The sequence below is a fragment of the Luteimonas sp. A611 genome, assembly GCF_054072715.1.
This window is the reverse complement of the sequence record NZ_JBSVRP010000001.1, coordinates 1,925,761-1,940,304: the sequence shown is the minus strand read 5'-3', so window position 1 is coordinate 1,940,304 and position 14,544 is coordinate 1,925,761. Positions and strand designations below refer to the sequence as shown.

Sequence of the window (14,544 nt, the reverse complement as noted above, 5' to 3'; positions counted from 1 at the left end):
AACAGGGGGCCCCATGACGAATCCGCCCGACCACGATCCCGATCGCACCCAGCTTCTGCACACGCAGGCGCGGCCGGGTGAGGCTGTCGCGCGCGACAGCGACGTGCCGCGCGGCACCCGGCTGGGCCGCTACCGGATCGACTCGTTGCTGGGCCGCGGCGGCATGGGCGAGGTGTACCGCGCCGAGCAGCTTGAGCCGGTGCGCAGGACGGTCGCGCTGAAGCTGCTGCGCGGGCAGGCGCTCGATGCCAGGCGCAAGGCGCACTTCGAGATCGAGCGGCAGGTGCTGGCGCAGATGCGCCATCCCGCAATCGCGCAGATCCACGACGCCGACACCACGCCCGATGGCCATCCGTTCTTCGCGATGGAGTTCATCGACGGGCAGCCGATCACCAGCTTCTGCGAGTCGCGCGCGCTGCCGCTGGCACAGCGGCTGAAGTTGTTCATCGAGATCTGCGAAGGCGTGCAGCACGCGCACCAGAAGGGCGTGATCCACCGCGACCTCAAGCCGGGCAACCTGCTGGTCGACGACAGCGAGGGCCGCGCCCGCCCCAGGATCATCGACTTCGGAATCGCCACCGCGGCCGAGCGCGCCGGCACCCGCGAGATCGCCGGTACGCCCGACTACATGAGCCCGGAACAGGCCAGCGGCGACCAGGCGCTGCTCGACACGCGCAGCGATGTCTACTCGCTCGGCGTGGTGCTGTGCGAGTTGCTCTCCGGCCAGCGTCCCCACGTCCGCGGCGAGACGTTGACGACGCACTCACGCACCACCTGGCTGCCGTCGGCCCAGCTCGACGCCATGCCGGCGACGGAGCGGGCGCGGCTGGCGCAGGCGCAAGGGCAGCAGCCGGGTCCGATGCGGAAGCTGTTGCGCGACGAACTGGACTGGGTGGTGGCGCGCGCCATGGCGCACGAGCGCGAGAATCGCTATGCCTCGGCCGCCGCGCTGGCCGACGACCTGCAGCGCTTCCTCGATGGACGCCCGCTGCAGGCAGTGCCGCCCTCGCGCCTCTACCTGTGGCGCAAGTTCGCTCGCCGCCATCGCGCGGGGCTGGCCGCCAGTGCCGTGGCCACGCTGGCGCTGGTGGCCGGGCTGGCGCTGTCGCTGCACGGGCTGATGCAGGCGCGTGCGCAACGGACGCTGGCTGAGCAACGCAGCGGACAGCTCGAGCGGGTGGCCGCCTTCCAGCAGTCGATGCTCGAGGAGATCGACGTCGAGGGCATGGGGCTGCGCCTGGGCCAGGAACTGCGCCAGCAGGTGGCGCGCAGCGCGCCGCAGATGGCCGGGTCGGTGGAGCAGGTGCTGGCGAAGGTGAGCACGGCAGACCTCGCGCGTTCGCTGATGGAAACCAGCGTGCTGGCCCGCGCGGAGCAGGCGATCGAACGCGACTTCGCCGACCAGCCGGCGCTGGCTGCCGATCTGCGCGAGGCCTCGGGACGCGTGCACGATGCACTCGGGCTGTACGCCGGTGCCGAACGCGCCCAGGCCGCCGTGATGGAGTGGCGGATGTCGGCGCTGGGTCCGCGCGATCCGGCCACGCTGCGCGCGCGTCGCGCCCGCGCCGAGGCATTGCGACAGCTCTCGCGCTATGACGAAGCACGGACGATGCTGGAATCCGCGCTCGCCGACGCGGCGGACCTGCCTGCCGACGACGAGACGAGGGCGCTGATCGAATACGAGCTGTCGGAGGTGCAGGGACTGCAGGGCGACCTGGCCGGCGCAGCTGCTGCGAGGCGGACGCTGCTTGCACGACTGCAGTCGACGCGCGGAGCGGAGGAGCGGCTGGTCCTGCAGGTCAAGTCCGGGCTGGCGATGCAGATGGCGCGCATGGGCGACCTGCCGGAAGCCAGGGCACTGCTCGAAGACGCGCTCACGGTCCGGCGCCGCGTGCTGGGCGACGAGCACGCCGATACGGTGGCGAGCATGAGCGTGCTGGCGACCGCCATGGCGATGCAGGGAGACCTGGTGCCGGCGGTGGAGCTGCAGCGCACTGTGGTGGCGGTGCAGGGTCGGCGGCTGGGCAGCGAGCACCCGGACACGCTGGGCGCTCGCGGCAACCTCGCCAACATGCTCAGCGACCGCGGCGATACCGAGGAAGCCATCGGCGAAGCGGAAGCGGTGGCCGAGGCGCGGCGGCGCGTGCTTGGCGAGGAGCATCCGATGACGCTGCGCGGCCTGCTCAACCTGGCAAGCCTGCGCGCGCGGCTCGACGATTTCGCGGGGGCGCTGCCGCTGGAGCAACAGGTGCTCCAGGCCCGCACCCGGCTACTCGGCCCGGAGCATCCCGACACGCTGTTCGTGGCGCTCAACCACGCCATGACCCTCACCCGGGCCGGCCAGCTGCAGCGCGCGCAGGCGCAGTTCGCCGAGGCGATGCCGCGGGCGCTGGCCGTGATTGGCACCAAGCATCCGCAGTACCAGCTGGGCATGGTGGCCTGGGGCCATGCATTGCGCGATGCCGGTAACCTGGCCGGCGCCGCCAACCAGCTGCGCGCGGCGCTTGCGCTGCGCGAGCAGTTCCTGCCCGCCGGCTCGCACCAGATCATCGACACCGCCTGGACGCTGATCGGCGTGCTGCGCGACACCGGTGCCTCCGGCAAGGCCGAGGCGGACGCGCTGCAGGCGCGCCTGATCGATCCGCTGTTGGCGACGGATCCACACACCCTGGATCCACGCCTGCAGGGCCTGCAGGAGGCGATCGGCGAAGCGTTGGCCGGGGACGTCGACGGGCTCGCGCGACGCCGCTGACAGCGGCGCCCGTCACTCGGCGGGCTTGGCTGCCTCGATCGGTGCCTGGGTGGCCGCGCGGCGCAGCAGCATCGCTTCGCGGTGCGCGATGTAGCCGTTGGCCCCCAGCACGATCGCGCCGCCCAGCAGCGTCCACGTGTCGATGGTCTCGCCGAACAGCCACCAGCCGAACAGCACCAGCACCGGCAGCTGCACGAAGCTGATCGGCTGCAGCGCCGACACCTCGCCGAGCGCGATCGCGCGCGTCCACAGCAGCTGGCCGAAGGTGCCCATCACGCCGGTCGCCAGCAGCCACACCCAGGCCATCGGCTCGGGCCACACCCACTGCAGCAGCGCCGGCACCAGCGACATCGGCACCCAGAACAGGTAGGTGTAGAACACCACGGTGTCGGGTGAATCGAAGCGCGAGAGCTGCTTGATCTGGATCGCCACGATGCCGGCGAACAGCGCGCCCACCAGGGCCACCATCATCCCTGGCGTGAATCCGGTGCCGGGGCGCAGGATCACGATCACGCCCACGAAACCGGCCGCGACCGCCATCCAGCGGCGGATGCGCACCTGCTCGCCCAGCCACATCGCCGCGCCAATGGTGACGAACAGCGGCGTGGCGTAGGACAGCGAGATCGCCTGCGCCAGCGGCAGGTGGCCGACCGCCCAGAACCCGCACAGCATCGCGCCCAGCCCGATCGTGGCGCGCGCCAGGTAGCGACCCAGATGGCGGGTGCGCGGAAACGGATCGCCCCAGCGCATGATCAGCGGCAGCAGCGCCGCCAGGCCGAACAGATTGCGGAAGAAGGCGATCTCGGTGGTCGGAATGGTCCGCGTGGCGAAACGGATCGTCAGCGCCATCACCGCGAACGACAGCGTGCTGCCCAGCATCAGCAGCGCGGCGCGCGCGTACACCGACTCGGGCCACCAGCGCGGGCGCGGCAGGTTCACCAGCGTGCGCCGACGATGCGGGGCTCGGGCTCCAGCGCGACGCCGAAGCGCGCATGCACGGACCCGGCGATGCGCCGGGCCAGCGCCAGCAGCTGCGCGCCGGTCGCCGTGCCGTGGTTGACCAGCACCAGGGCGTGGTCGGGGGATACGCCGGCGTCGCCATCGCGCTGGCCCTTCCAGCCGCAGGCCTCGATCAACCAGGCCGCAGGCAGCTTGTGGCTGTCGGCGCCCGCACCGGGAAACACCGGCAGCTGTGGATGCGCGGCGGCGAGTGCCTCGGCCTGCGCGCGCGGCACGATCGGGTTCTTGAAGAAGCTGCCGGCGTTGCCGATCACCGCCGGGTCGGGAAGCTTGCGGCTGCGGATCGCGCAGACCGCGTCGAACACCTGCAGCGGTGTTGGCGATTCGATGCCGGCGGCGGCCAATTCGTCGCGGATTCCCGCATAGCCGGTGCGCACGGCAGCGGTACGCGGCAGGCGGAATTCGACGGCCGTGACCACGTAGCGCCCGGCTTCGCGCTTGAACAGGCTGTCGCGATAAGCGAAGGCGCAGTCCGCGCGCGACAGGCGTGCGAAACGTCCGCTCGCCGGTTTGAAAACATCGACCGCGTGCACCGATTCGGCCACCTCCACGCCGTAGGCGCCGATGTTCTGGATCGGCGCGGCGCCGACGGTGCCCGGGATCAGGGCCAGGTTCTCCAGGCCGCACAGGCCCTGGTCGAGCGTCCAGCGCACCAGGCCGTGCCAATTGGCGCCGGCTTCGGCGCGCACGGTGGCGTGCGTTCGGTCATCGTCCAGCACGCGCAGCGCATCGCCACGCAGCGCCAGCACCGGCACGTCGGCGTCGCCGGAAAACAGCAGGTTGCTGCCGCCGCCCAGCAGCAGCGGGGCGGTTCCTGCCGGCACATGGCGGGCGAATACTTCCGGCAGCGCCGCGGCGTCTTTGACCTCGACCAGCAGCGGCGCGCGCGCGGCGACGCCGAAGCTGTTGCGGGCGCGTAGATCGGCGTCCCGGTGGATGCGGTAGCCGGCACTCATCGCCGGCTCACAGGTTGGGCAGGTTGCCCCGGCTCGGGGCTTCCTTGCGCCGGCGGATGGCTTCCACGCATTCGCCGATCAGGCCTGGCCCGCGATAGATCAGGCCGGTGTAGACCTGCACCAGCGAGGCGCCGGCGGCCATCTTCTTCACTGCATCGGCGCCGGACAGGATGCCGCCCACGCCCACCAGCGGGATCGCCTCGGGCAGGCGCGTGCGCAGCATCCGCAGCACCGCGGTGGACTTGTTCATCAGCGGCTCGCCGGACAGTCCGCCGGTCTCGCGCGAGAGCGGATGGTCCTGCACGCTGATGCGCGAGACGGTGGTGTTGGTCGCGATCACGCCATCGACCTGCAGGTCGCCGAGCACGCGCGCGCAGGCATGCACGTCCTCGTCGGACAGGTCGGGCGCGATCTTGACCAGCATCGGCACGCGCTTGCCGTGCTGCGCGCCCAGGCGCTCCTGTTCCTCGCGCAGCGTGGCGACCAGGCGCCGCAGCGCCTGCTCTTCCTGCAGCTCGCGCAGGCCGGCGGTATTGGGCGAGGAGATGTTGACGGTGATGTAGTCCGCCAGCGGATACACCCGCTCCATGCAGTGCAGGTAGTCGCGCGCGGCTTCCTCGTTGGGCGTGTCCTTGTTCTTGCCGATGTTGATGCCCAGCGGGCCGCCGCGCCGCTGCGCGCGTTCGACGTTGTGCACCAGCGCGTCGACGCCATCGTTGTTGAAGCCCAGGCGGTTGATCAGCGCGCGGTGGCGCGGCAGCCGGAACATCCGCGGCGATGGATTGCCGGCCTGCGGCCGCGGCGTGACGGTGCCGATCTCGACGAAGCCGAAGCCCAGCCCGAACAGCGCATCGATATGCGCGCCGTTCTTGTCCAGCCCCGCGGCAAGGCCGACCGGATTGGGAAAGGTCAGCCCCAGCAGCCTGGTCGGGAACGGCCGCGGCTGTGCGCCCAGCAGCGCGCCCAGTCCAACGCGCTGCAGCGCGCCCAGGCCATGCAGGCCGAGTCGGTGCGCGCGCTCGGCCTCCAGGCCGAACAGAAGCGGGCGGAGCAGGCCGTACATGTCAGCTGGCGAGGCCGAGCCAGATCAGGCCGCCGAAGAACACCAGCGCCAGCACGATGCCGATCGTGCCGACCACGAGCATCGAGTAGCCGAGGATGAGCCCGGCCAGGGCCAGGCCGTCGCCCTCCAGGCGCTCGGGCGCGCGCCGGATCTCGCTGCGCGCCATGTGCCCGGTGATGATCGCCACGATGCTGCCGATCAGCGGCAGCAGGCACCAGCCGAGGATGCCGGAGATCAGGCTGACGACCGAGAGCGTGCTGGTCTGGCGGGTTGCAACGTTCATCATGTGTCTCCGGAAGTTCTGCTATGCGGCCTGGGGCCGGTGGCCGTCGGTGGTGGAATCACCAGGCAGTCCTGTCATGCCACGCAATGCGCCAGGCCACGCTTGACCATCAAGGCCGGCGAACCTGGACGCGTTGTGTCGCGCCGCAGCATCGCATATCGCGTTGCGCCAGTCGCGCCCTGCAGGCGGACTGGCGCACGACGATCGGCTCGGCTCAGAGGTCGAACTTGATGCCCTGCGCGAGCGGCATCGCATCGGAGTAGTTGATGGTGTTGGTCTGGCGGCGCATGTAGGCCTTCCATGCGTCGGAGCCGGACTCGCGGCCACCGCCGGTCTCCTTCTCGCCGCCGAACGCGCCACCGATCTCGGCGCCCGAGGTGCCGATGTTGACGTTGGCGATGCCGCAGTCCGAGCCGGCGGCCGTCAGGAACGCCTCGGCCGCGCGGAGGTCGGTGGTGAAGATCGACGAGGACAGGCCCTGCGGCACGGCGTTCTGCATGTCGATGGCTTCGTCCAGGCTCGAGTACTTCATCACGTACAGGATCGGCGCGAAGGTCTCGGTCTGCACCACTTCGGCGTCGTTGGACAGGCCGGTGACGATGGTCGGCAGCACGAAGAAGCCCTTGCGGTCGGTCAACGCGGCGCCGCCGCTTTCGACCTTGCCGCCGGCGGCCTTTGCGCGCTCGATCGCGGCGAGGTAGGCATCGACCGCAGGCTGGCTGTTGAGCGGGCCCATCAGGTTGGCCGGATCGGTGGGATCGCCGATCTTCTTCTCCACCTGCGCATAGGCGGTGACCAGCCTGGCCAGCACGTCGTCATGGATCGACTCGTGCACGAACAGGCGGCGCGTGCTGGTGCAGCGCTGGCCGGCGGTGCCGACCGCGCCGAACACGACCGCCGGGATCGCCAGTTTCAGGTCGGCCGACGGGTCGACGATGATCGCGTTGTTGCCGCCCAGCTCGAGCAGCGAGCGGCCCATGCGGCGCGCCACGCGCTCGCCGACCGTGCGGCCCACCTTGGTCGACCCGGTGAAGCTGACCAGCGCCACGCGCTTGTCGTCGACCATGCGCTGCGCGAGCGCGTTGTCGGTGTCGTTGAACAGGAAGAAGATGTCGGGAAAGCCGCCCTTGCGCAGCGCCTCGTTGCAGATCTTCATCGAGGCGATCGCCGACAGCGGCGTCTTGCCCGACGGCTTCCAGATCGAGATGTCGCCGCAGACCGCGGCCACGAACGAATTCCAGGCCCACACCGCGACCGGGAAGTTGAACGCGCTGATGATCCCGACGATGCCCAGCGGATGCCACTGCTCGTACATGCGGTGGCCGGGGCGCTCGGAATGCATGGTCAGGCCGTACAGCTGGCGCGAGAGACCGACGGAGAACTCGCCGATGTCGATCATCTCCTGCACTTCGCCGTCGCCCTCGGGCTTGGACTTGCCCATCTCCAGCGCGACCAGGGAACCGAGTGCGTCCTTGTGCGTGCGCAGCGCATCGGCGCACAGGCGGATCGCCTCGCCGCGGCGCGGCGCCGGCGTCGTGCGCCAGACCTTGAACGCGGCCTGGGCACGCTCGACGATCAGTTCGTAGTCCGCCTGCGACGAGGCCTGCACGCGGCCGAGCACTTCGCCCGTGGTCGGATTGACCGGCTCCAGCACGCCGGCATCGCTGGTCGTGGACCATTCGCCGTTGCCGAGCCAGGTGCCGGATTCGCTGGCGCCCAGGCCGAGCGCGGAAAGGACGGGGTGTGTCATGCCGGGGAACTCCTGTGCGCCGCGTGGCCGCGGGGCGGCAGGGTTGGGCGCGTATGCGGATAGGGATGGTGCCCCCGGCGCGATTCGAACGCACGACCTTCCCCTTAGGAGGGGGACGCTCTATCCAGCTGAGCTACGGGGGCAGCAGTGCGCTGATTTTCGCATGTCGCGCCTGGACATGCCAAAACGCGAACAGGCCCGCGACGGTGCGCGGGCCTGTTGCGGTGGCTGCAGGACGGGCGGCTGCCCGCTGCGGTGGCTTACGGGGTGACGACGATCTTGCCGCGCATCAGCGCCGAGTGGCCGGGGAACGAGCAGAAGAAGCTGTAGTCGCCACCGGCCTTGAGCTTGCTGCCCGCAATCGCCACGCTGGCGTTCGCGCCACCGCCGATCATCTTGGTGGCGGCCAGCACGCGCGCATCACCGGCCGGGACGTAGCTGGCGGCGGCACCGGCCTTGATCGCGTCCTTGGCGACGCCGGCCACATCGGCCGTGGCGGTGACCACGATGTTGTGGCCCATTGCGGCGACCGGCAGCTTGCCCGTGTGCTCGAGCTCGAAGCTGATGCTCTTGCACGCGGCCGAGACAGTGACGCTCTTCTGGTCGAACTGCATGTTGTCGCCGCCCTTGAGCTTGACCGTGCAGTTGGGCGCGGCCTGGACCATGCCGGCGGCACCGAGGAGGACGAGGGCGAGGAGGACCTTGTGGACGTTCATTGCGTACTTCTCCGTGGGGAATCGATGACTTTTTCGTCTTGCCGGCATGATCCGCCCGCGGGCCCGGGTGCGCCTTGATCTGGATCATCCGGACGGCACCGTATGGGTTAAAAAGGTTCCTCTCCATTCGAGGAAGTTCGGCGGAGTTGCAACGGACTGGATCAGGCCTGCGGCCGGGAGTCGTCCCGAGCCGGGGGTTGCTCTTCGGCTCGGTCAGCCATCCATGGCTGACTCGCCGCCGCAGCGCATCCATGCGCTGCTTTCCGCAACCCCCGCCCCGGAACGACCATCGCCCCATCACTGGCGTGGCTTCGAAAAGCTGGCCATCGAAGCATCGCAGCAGGGCGTGGCGTGGGTCCGAAGCCCGAAAGTGGCGCTTGTAAGAAAAGTCTAAAAAAGCTCACCGCGGCGCCGGCGCGCACCCCAGCGCCGTCAGCACCCCGTGCAGTGCCGGGATCTGCATCAGCCAGGGCGCGGCGATGGTCAGCAGGCCCATGCCCAGTACCAGCGCCGCGGCCGTGCGGCGCAGGGCGGGGCGCTGCAGCCAGCGGCCCATGCGCTGGCCGGACCAGGTCAGCGGCAGCATCACCGGCAGGGTGCCCAGGCCGAAGGCGAGCATGGTCAGGGCGCTGTTGCGCGGATGCGCCTGCAGCCAGGCCACGGCCAGCAGGCTGAAGCTCAGGCCGCAGGGCATCCAGCCCCAGAGCGCGCCGATGCCCAGGCGGCGCGCGGGCGTGTCCGCCGGCAGCAGGCGCCGCTGCAGTGGCCGCAGCCAGCCCCAGGCGCGGTTGCCGGGGCGCGAGAGGAAGCCGGGCAGGGCGCGCACGCCCAGCAGGCGCAGGGCCACCACCACCAGCGCGGCGCCGACCAGGGCGCGCAGGACGATGCCGATCCAGGGGTCGCGCAACACCCCCAGCAGGCCGTGCCCGAACGTGCCGACGATGGCGCCCGCGAGCGTGTAGCCGCCCACGCGGCCGAGGTTGAGCTGCAGCGCCGCCGGCCAGCCGCCAGCGGGCGCCGTGGCCGACAGCCCGGTCGCGATGCCGCCGCACATGGCCATGCAGTGCAGCCCACCCAGCAGGCCGCTGGTCAGCGCGGCCAGCAGCACCAGCCAGTCAATCGGCATGCGGCGGTTCCGGGTCGTGCGGCTCGGGCGCGCGCGGCTTTGCCGGACGTGGCCCCGGGCTGTCTTCGCGCAGGATGTCGAGCGCGGGCGTATCGAGATCGTCGAACTGGCCGCGGCGCACCGCCCACACGAAGGCCCAGACCGCCACGCCCAGCAGCACCAGGCTGATCGGGACGAGCAGCAGCAGGATCCTCATTGGCGATGCTCCGGCGGCTTGGACAGGAGGTGGGCGGCATCCGCGGCGCAGGCAGTGATCGGCGCAAACACGCGGGGGGTCTGGACGGGATGGCGGCGGGAGACCCGCATGGCAAGCCGCGCAGCCATCATGCCGCCCTGGCCAGGCGCAGCGCATTCAGCGTGACCACCAGCGACGAGCCGGCCATGCCCAGGGCTGCAATGAAGGGCGTGACCACGCCGCTCGCGGCCAGCGGGATGGCGAGCAGGTTGTAGCCCAGCGCCCAGCCCAGGTTCTGGCGGATGATGCGGCGGGTGTCGCGCGCAACGCGCACCGCGACGGGAATGCGCAGCAGGGTGGGCCCGGTCATCACCAGGTCGGCCGCGCGCTGGGCCAGGGCGGCGCCCTTGTCCATGGCCAGCGAGACGTCGGCGCCGGCCAGCACCGGGGCGTCGTTGAGGCCGTCGCCGACCATCGCCACGATCCGTCCTTCGTCCTGCAGCCCGCGCACCAGGGCGAGCTTGTCCTCGGGCCGCTGGCGGGCGTGGGTGCGGTCGATGTCCAGCGCCGCTGCAAGCGTCTCCACGCGCGATGCCGCGTCGCCGCTGGACAGGTGCACGCGCAGGCCCAGCGCACGCAACTCCCGCAGCGCCTCGGCCGCATCCGGGCGGACGTGTTCGCGCAGCTCGAAGCGCGCCACCGCGCGCCGGCCATCGCCCAGCCAGATCGCGCCATCGTCGTCGCCGCCGAAGGCGAAGGCGGCCTGGCCCAGCTTCCAGTCACGGCCGTCGACGCGGCCTTCGACGCCTTGGCCGGCCACCGCACGCACCACCGTTGCCTCCAGCTCGTCGCCGGCGTCGGCGAAAGCGGCGGCGAGCGGATGCCCGGCGTCGCGCTCCAGCGCGGCGGCGATGGCCAGGGCCGCAGGCGGGTCCAGTCCCTCGAAGGCCTCGACCGCGGCCAGCGCCGGGCGGTCGTCGCTGAGCGTGCCGGTCTTGTCGAACACGATGTCGGTGGCCGTGGCCAGGGTTTCCATCGCATCGGCGCGGGTGGCCAGCACGCCTGCGCGGGCGAGGCTGCCGTGCGCCGCGGCGAGCGCGGTCGGCACCGCCAGCGACAGCGCGCAGGGGCAGCTGATCACCAGCAGGGCCAGGGTGACCTCGAAGGCGCGCGAGGGGTCGTACATGCGCCAGCCGATGTACACCAGCACCGCCACGAACAGCAGCGAGACCACGAAGCGGCTGCCGATGTCGTCGGCCAGCCGTGCCAGCCGCGGACGGTGCGATTGCGCGTCCTCGACCAGGCGGGTGAGCTGGGACAGCCGCGTCTCCGGGCCGGTGCAGGTGATGCGGATCCGCGCCGGCGCTTCCCGGCTCACCGTGCCGGCGTAGACGGTCGCGCCCGGTGGCTTGCGCACTGCGCCCGATTCGCCGGTCAGCAGCGATTCCTCGAGCCAGGCCTCGGTGTCGAGCAGCACGCCGTCGGCCGGCACCGAATCGCCGACTGCAATGCAGGCCACGTCGCCGCTGCGCAGGTCGGCCAGCGGCACCGACTCGCGGCTGCCGTCAGGCTTCTCGCGCGTGGCGAAGGCTGGCCGCGCCCGCGCCAGCGCATCGACCTGGGCGCTGGCGACGTTGCGCGCGCGCTGTTCGAGCATGCGCGCGGCCAGCAGCAGGAACACGAACATCACCGCTGCGTCGTACCAGACGTGCTGGCCGCCGCGGATGGTCTCGAACAGGCTGGCGAAGTAGGCCAGCAGGGTGGAGGTGGCGATCAACGTGTCCATGCCGACATGGCGCGCGCGCAGTTCGCGCCACATGCCCGACAGGAACGGCCAGCCCGAATAGAACACCACCGGCGTTGCCAATAGGAAGGTCAGCCAGCGGAAGAAATCACGCGTGGCCAGCGGCATCGTGTTGTTGAAATCCAGGTACAGCGCCTCGGCCATCATCATCGCCTGCAGCATGCCGATGCCGGCGATGCCCAGGCGCAGCAGCCAGCGGTTGCGCTCGGCAGTGCGGGCGCGCTCGCGCGCATCGCCGCCGGCCAGCCACGGGCGATAGCCCAGCGACACCAGCCGGTCGAGCACGCGCGAGAGCGGCGCCTGTTGCGGGTCCCAGTCGATGCGGATGCGGCCGGTCACCGCGTTGGCGGTCACCTCGGCGACGCCGGCTTCGCGCTGCAGCGCGTTCTGGATCAGCCAGGCGCAGGCCGCGCAGCGCATGCCGTCGGTGAGCAGGGTGATGCGGCGCCCCTCCGGCACGGCGTGTGCGTGCTCACGCAGCAGGTCCTCACGGTCCCAGACCGAGAGGTCGACGTGATCCGTGCCGACGCGGCCGGCGGCGGCGGTGCGCAGCCGGTAGTAGTCGCCCAGGTCGGCGTCACGGATCCAGCGCGCGGCCGAGGCGCAGCCATCGCAGCAGTAGGCGTGGCCGTCGTCGTCGCTCGCGCGTTGGCGCAGGTCGGCCGGCAGCGTTTCGCCACAGTGGTGGCAGGCGGGACCCGCCACGGCCAGCGCTACTGCGCCAGCGACGGGGCCAGGCGCGTGGCGTGCTGCTGCCGCGGCAGCCGGCCCTGCAGGCGCCAGCTGCCGTCGGCGGGCGCCAGCTCCACGATCCAGTCATGGCCGTGGTCGATCGACTGCTGCAGGCGCCAGCCGGTGTCGCTGGGTGACAGCTCCAGCGACAGGTCCGCGCTGCCCTGGCTGGGATGCTGCAGCACCACCCGCAGCGGCGAGTCGCGTTCGAACTCGCCGGTGGCGGGGATCACCTCCAGCACGCCCTCGTCGGCGCGCAGCACCGCGCTCAGGCCGAGGGCGTGCGCCCGTCCGTCAGGGCCCAGGTCGGTGGTCTGGATCTGGGAGACGCGGCGCACGTCATCGCGCACCACGTCCGCGCCGCCGCTGCGCGAAGCGATGATCACCAGGGCCATGCCGGCGAATACCGACGCCGCCGGCAGGCCGATCACCAGCCACATGATCGGCATCTTCCAGAACGGTTGTTTCTGCTTGTCCATCACATGGGTCCAAAGAAGCTGCTGTCGACGATCTCGCGGCTCGTCCCATCATCGCTCTCGATGATGAAGCGCACATCATTGCGGCCGCTGGCGCCATCGCGCGCGACCAGCACCACCGGCACCGATACCACCGCCTCGGCGCGGGCCTGCACGCTGGTTGCAGCGTCGCGCAGCGCGATGCCAGGCGCCGATTCAAGCATGATCCGGAAGCTGCGCTCGCGGTCGCTCTTGTTGACCAGCTTGAGCGTGTAGTCGTTCTCGATCGCGCCGTTGGCGGTCTCACGATACAGCGCGTTGCGGTCGCGCAGCACTTCGGCGATCAGCTCGCTGCGCGTGCCCACGCCCACCGCCCAGGCAACCATGAGGCCGAGCAGCAGCAGGCCGTAGACGAAGATGCGCGGGCGCAACACCTTCGTGCCCTTGCCGTCGATGGCGTTCTGGGTCGAATAGCGGATCAGGCCCTTGGGGTAGCCCATCTTGGTCATCACGTCGTCGCAGGCGTCGATGCATGCGCCGCAGGCGATGCACTCGTACTGCAGGCCATTGCGGATATCGATGCCGGTCGGGCAGACCTGCACGCAGATGGTGCAGTCGATGCAGTCGCCCAGCTCCTCGAACTGGAACTTCGGCAGCGGATGCACCTCGCCCAAGTCGCCGTCCCAGGTGACCGTGCTGCTGGCGTGCGCGGCCTGGGTCGCCGCCGACGGATGCCGGCTGGCGCGGAACACGTAGTCGTAGGCGGTGCGCGGGTCGAGCAGGCCGCGCACGCGTTCGAACACGCTGGGCAGGCCGCGCTTGCGCGGGCCGCGCGGCTCGCCGCGCATCGGGTCGTAGGCGATGATCAGGGTGTTGCGGTCGAACATCGCGCCCTGGAAGCGCGCGTAGGGGCACATGTACTTGCACACCTGCTCGCGCAGGAAGCCGGCGTTGCCCCAGGTGGCCAGCGCGTAGAACAGCACCCAGAACGTTTCCCAGCTGCCCCATGACAGCGTCGCCAGGCGCGCGCCCAGCTCGGTGATCGGGGTGAAGAAGCCGACGAAGGTGAAGCCTGTCCACAGCGCCAACACCGCCCACAGCGTGTGTTTGGCGCCCTTGCGCAGGATCTTCTCGCCGGTCCAGGGGCCGGCGTCGAGCTTCATCCGCTTCGGCCGGTCGCCCTCGGTCCAGCGCTCCATCCATAGGAACACCTCGGTCCATACCGTCTGCGGGCAGGCATAGCCGCAGAACAGCCGCCCGGCCAGCGCAGTGAAGAAGAACAGCGCCAGCGCGGCGATGATCAGCAGCAGCGCCAGGAACAGGAAGTCCTGGGGCCAGAAGGTCAGCCCGAACACGTGGAACTTGCGTGCCGGCAGGTCGAACAGCACCGCCTGGCGGTCGTCCCAGCGCAACCAGGGGACTCCGTAGAACATGCCCAGCAGCCAGACCACCGCCGCCACGCGCAGCCGGTTGAGCGGGCCGGAGACGTCGCGCGGATAGACCTTGCGCTCCTTGACGTACAGCGAGCCGCCGCCGTCGTCGACGACGTCGATGGGGATGTTGCGGCTCATCGCGGCGTCCCGGATCGGACGGACGGTGGCTTGTGGGTGCGGAAGATCATCGATGGCTCCACCGGTTCGCGGTCACGGCGTGGCTGTAGCGGCGCCGGGCGAAGCCGGCACACGCCAGTATGGGGATCGGCCGGACCGGTC

12 protein-coding genes and 1 tRNA gene are annotated in these 14,544 nt (G+C 70.7%); 1 reads left to right on the top strand and 12 read right to left on the bottom strand.

The window, feature by feature from the left end:
- Positions 1-13 precede the first annotated feature (13 nt).
- Positions 14-2,752 (top strand): protein kinase domain-containing protein, encoded by a 2,739-nt coding sequence (locus ACW5EG_RS08650; protein WP_457021266.1) that lies wholly within the window; start codon positions 14-16, stop codon positions 2,750-2,752.
- A 12-nt stretch (positions 2,753-2,764) separates the two neighbouring features.
- Here ACW5EG_RS08650 and ACW5EG_RS08645 read toward each other — a convergent pair whose 3' ends face one another.
- From ACW5EG_RS08645 to ACW5EG_RS08590, 12 genes are all read right to left on the bottom strand, one after another.
- The gene (locus ACW5EG_RS08645; protein ID WP_457021419.1) at positions 2,765-3,631 is read right to left on the bottom strand and encodes a DMT family transporter; all 867 of its coding nucleotides are present in this window, start codon (positions 3,629-3,631) and stop codon (positions 2,765-2,767) included.
- A gap of 56 nt (positions 3,632-3,687) precedes the next feature.
- Positions 3,688-4,728: a UDP-N-acetylmuramate dehydrogenase gene (gene murB / locus ACW5EG_RS08640; protein ID WP_457021265.1), complete on the bottom strand. Its 1,041-nt coding sequence runs from the start codon at positions 4,726-4,728 to the stop codon at positions 3,688-3,690.
- A 7-nt stretch (positions 4,729-4,735) separates the two neighbouring features.
- Positions 4,736-5,791, bottom strand: a complete 1,056-nt coding sequence (locus ACW5EG_RS08635; protein WP_457019929.1) for a quinone-dependent dihydroorotate dehydrogenase — start codon at positions 5,789-5,791, stop codon at positions 4,736-4,738.
- 1 nt (position 5,792) lies between these two features.
- On the bottom strand, positions 5,793-6,074 hold the full coding sequence (locus ACW5EG_RS08630) for a DUF4190 domain-containing protein (RefSeq protein WP_457021264.1): 282 nt from the start codon (positions 6,072-6,074) through the stop codon (positions 5,793-5,795).
- A 214-nt stretch (positions 6,075-6,288) separates the two neighbouring features.
- Positions 6,289-7,824, bottom strand: a complete 1,536-nt coding sequence (amaB, locus tag ACW5EG_RS08625; RefSeq protein ID WP_457021263.1) for an L-piperidine-6-carboxylate dehydrogenase — start codon at positions 7,822-7,824, stop codon at positions 6,289-6,291.
- 66 nt (positions 7,825-7,890) lie between these two features.
- Positions 7,891-7,967: transfer RNA gene (locus ACW5EG_RS08620), tRNA-Arg, on the bottom strand.
- 117 nt (positions 7,968-8,084) lie between these two features.
- Positions 8,085-8,540 (bottom strand): azurin, encoded by a 456-nt coding sequence (gene azu, locus ACW5EG_RS08615; protein ID WP_457019926.1) that lies wholly within the window; start codon positions 8,538-8,540, stop codon positions 8,085-8,087.
- Positions 8,541-8,940: 400 nt separating this feature from the next.
- Entirely contained in the window at positions 8,941-9,666 is a 726-nt protein-coding gene (locus ACW5EG_RS08610; RefSeq protein ID WP_457021262.1) for a sulfite exporter TauE/SafE family protein, read from the bottom strand.
- Positions 9,656-9,862, bottom strand: a complete 207-nt coding sequence (ccoS, locus tag ACW5EG_RS08605) for a cbb3-type cytochrome oxidase assembly protein CcoS (protein ID WP_457019924.1) — start codon at positions 9,860-9,862, stop codon at positions 9,656-9,658. The genes ACW5EG_RS08610 and ccoS overlap by 11 nt, the downstream gene beginning before the upstream one ends.
- A gap of 127 nt (positions 9,863-9,989) precedes the next feature.
- Positions 9,990-12,350 carry a heavy metal translocating P-type ATPase gene (locus ACW5EG_RS08600; RefSeq protein WP_457019923.1) on the bottom strand — a complete coding sequence of 787 codons (2,361 nt, stop codon included), beginning with the start codon at positions 12,348-12,350 and terminating at the stop codon, positions 9,990-9,992.
- A gap of 8 nt (positions 12,351-12,358) precedes the next feature.
- Positions 12,359-12,856, bottom strand: coding sequence for a FixH family protein (locus ACW5EG_RS08595; protein ID WP_457019922.1), 498 nt, complete (start codon positions 12,854-12,856; stop codon positions 12,359-12,361).
- Complete coding sequence (locus ACW5EG_RS08590; RefSeq protein ID WP_457019921.1) at positions 12,856-14,403, bottom strand: 4Fe-4S dicluster domain-containing protein; 1,548 nt, start codon at positions 14,401-14,403, stop codon at positions 12,856-12,858. The genes ACW5EG_RS08595 and ACW5EG_RS08590 overlap by 1 nt, the downstream gene beginning before the upstream one ends.
- Between the last annotated feature and the right edge of the window lie 141 nt (positions 14,404-14,544).